We start from the raw sequence: 3,125 nt of genomic DNA, 5'->3' as shown, positions 1-3,125 counted from the left end.
ACGGCCCGATCGGCCATGCCGTCGACATCATGGGCGTGCTGGGCTGCGTGTTCGGTATCGCCACATCGCTGGGGCTGGGCGTCAGCCAGATCGCGGTGGGCCTCAATCGCCTCACCGGTCTGGATGCCGGCATCGGCACCCAGCTGGCGCTGATCGTCGCGATCAGTGCGATCTCGATCGCCTCGGCGGTCTCCGGCATCAAGCGCGGAATTCGCTTCATCTCCGAGCTGAACATCGGCGTGTCGGTCCTCGTGGTCGGCAGCTTCCTGATCGGTGGCCCAACGCTGTGGCTGATCTCGCTGTTCGGCGAGACGCTGCTGGCCTATCTGCGCGATGTGGTGCCGATGGGGCTGTGGGTCGCCGAGACCGCGGGAGAAAACAGCTGGCAGGTCGGCTGGACCATCTTCTACTGGGCCTGGTGGCTGGCGTGGGCCCCGTTCATCGGGCTGTTCATCGCCCGCATCTCCAAGGGCCGCACCCTGCGGGAATTCATTCTGGGCGTGCTGATCGCCCCGCCGCTGATCATCTTCATCTGGCAGGCACTGTTCGGTGGCACCGGCCTGTATCAGGAGCTGACGGCTAGCATGGGGGTCGGCAGCGGCGAGCTGATGACGCTGGTGCGCAACTGGAATCTGCCCGAAGCGCTGTTCGCCACCGCCGATGCCCTGGCGGGCAATAGCGTGCTGAGCGTCATCCTGTCGTCTCTGCTGATCTTCCTGTTGATCAGCTGGTTCGTGACCAGCTCGGATTCCAGCACTCTGGTGGTCACGACCATCCTGTCGCTGGGCGATGAAGAACCGCTGGCGCACCATCGTATCTTCTGGGGCATCTGCATCGGGCTGGTGGCCGGTACGCTGCTGATGGCAGCCGGACTCAAGGCGCTGCAGACCATCCTGATGGCTGCCGCCCTGCCGATGAGCTTCGTGATCGTGGCGATGACGCTAGGCCTTCTGGTAGCGCTGTGCCAGGAATCCGGCATCGCCCTCATGAAACTCGGCAAGCCGAAGCCGGGCAGAGGCCAGGCCTGAGCTCGAGGCTGAGAGTAAGCCTGAACTTGTGTCAGTCCCCACATGAAGCCTCACTGGCATGACATGTTCTGCCAGACCGGTCCTGCCAACCCCCACTCGCCGAGCCATCCCGTCACAGGGGCGGCTCGGCGAGTCGCGTTGGGCAACACATCAAGCTCATGCCTGCCGATATCGCGCTGGAGTGGGCCGTCATGTCGCAACAAGCCAATTAGTTGTCGTGCATATCCAAAACTGCTTACCCAGTACGGATAGTCTTATGAGGTCCTTGCCATTCACAGGAGCTCAGCATCGGCCTCTTCAACGCGTCACCTCATCCCCGTATCACGTTGCCTGCCACGACAATAACAACATCAGGACTCGCACAATGACCCACCACTCGCCCTCTGCACCGCCTGCTTCTGAACAGTCCGTCTCTAGACAGTCCAATCATGAACAACAGAACGCGCACTCCGCTGACGACATCTGCGGGCTAGGAAACTCGACCTGTGGCAAGGAGCAATACCTGACCTCGATCGCGACCGTCTGCGTGATCGCGCTACTGATCGGTGCCGCCGCCCTGTTTCCCGAAGGATTTCTGGCCAGTCTCGACCTGATCAAGGGCTCGGTGATCGGCAACTTCGGCTTCCTGTTCACCTGGCCGGCCTTTGCCGTCTCGCTGCTGCTGGTTGCGGTCTGCTTTACCCCGCTGGGCAAGCTGCGCTTCGGCGAAGGCGACCCTGAATTCCATACCCTGAGCTGGATGGGCATGCTGTTCGCCACCGGCATGGGCATCGGCCTGCTCACCTGGGGCGTGCTGGAACCGAAATATCACACCGATGCCGGCCTGAGCACCAACATGGCGCTGCTCAACGCCTTCAATCACTGGGGCCTGCTCGCCTGGGCCGGTTATCTGGCCATCGGCGCGCTCTTCGCCCACGCCATGTACAACATGAAGATGGCCAAGCCTGCCGAAGAACTGCTGGGCAACGGCCTGTGGAGCAAGCTGAACCTGATCAGCCTCGTCGTCTCCACCGTCATCGGCCTGTCACTGTCCTTCACCTACGCGACCACCCCGATCCAGCAGGGGCTGGTCAAGCTGGTCGGCATCGAATTCAGCCCGACCCTGATCATTTGCGTGCTGGCCGTGTGCGCCATCATCTCCTCCGCCTCGGGCCTCAAGCGCGGCATCAAGTGGCTGAGCAACTACAACACCCTGTTCGCGATCATCCTGATGCTCGGCGTGCTGGTGCTGACCGTGCCCGGCGATATCCTCTCCACCTTCGTGCGCCTGGTGCCGGAATACCTGCTCAAGTACCCCGCGATGGCCACCGATATCGGCCTGGGCGATCCGGAGCGCAAGACATGGCTGGCAGACTGGCTGTATGCCTTCGAGGCGGCCTGGTATGGCTGGTTCATCTTCACCGGCGTCTTCATCGCCCGCATTTCCAAGGGCCGCACCCTGCGTGGCATGGTACTGGGCGTGATGCTGGTGCCGACCCTGTTCTCATGCCTGTGGTTCGTGGTGTTCGGTCTCGGCAGTCTGAGCCTGGGCGTCGATGACGTGTTCAAGCTGATCGATACCATCGATACCACCGGCATCCTCTCGGTGATACTGACGCTCAACATCCTGCTGTTCTTCATCACCAGCGCCGACTCCGCGGGCCTGGTGTGCGAGATGCTGACCGTCAAACGCTCACGCGCCTTCTGGATCGTCTCCATGGCGGCCCTGGCTGTCGTGGTCAGCTGGCTGGGCGGCGATGTCTACAAGACCCTGCTGAGCCTGATCTCGGTCGCCGCCATCCCGGTCGCCTTCGGTATCTTCGCGCTGGTAATCGCCTTCGTGATCCGCGTACGCCGTGATCGCGCCACCCGTGCCGCCCCGGCACCGGCGCCACTCACCCAGCGCTGAACGCCATGGTGTGAGATGCGTCGCAGCGCGTACTGATGCGATGCATGACAACGCAATCTGTCCAACGCAATCTATCCAAAACACCGGCCCTGCCCTCAAATGAGGTGTAGGGCCGTGTCACGTCTGATGAACACCTTTTTTCGCTACCTACCAGGAACGACACGTCTTGCGCCTTCGCCGCATTGACAGTCCATCAGCACACACTGATA

2 protein-coding genes are annotated in these 3,125 nt (G+C 62.0%); both read left to right on the top strand.

Features of this window, described 5'->3' with window-relative positions; all coding sequences use genetic code 11:
* On the top strand, nt 1–1,028 hold a 1,028-nt coding region (locus AC4FAH_RS14090), incomplete at its 5' end, for a BCCT family transporter (protein ID WP_490246262.1).
* A gap of 364 nt (nt 1,029–1,392) precedes the next feature.
* Entirely contained in the window at nt 1,393–2,916 is a 1,524-nt protein-coding gene (locus tag AC4FAH_RS14085; protein WP_490246261.1) for a BCCT family transporter, read from the top strand.
* Nucleotides 2,917–3,125 lie beyond the last annotated feature (209 nt).

Source organism: Cobetia sp., from assembly GCF_983723665.1.
Note: the sequence above shows the minus strand (reverse complement) of the source record. Positions and strands in the feature narration are given on the sequence as shown.

What these genes read in the sequence shown, in the direction of transcription:
- AC4FAH_RS14085 (WP_490246261.1), top strand. Translation starts at nt 1,393, where the DNA reads ATGACCCACCACTCGCCCTCTGCACCGCCTGCTTCTGAACAGTCCGTC.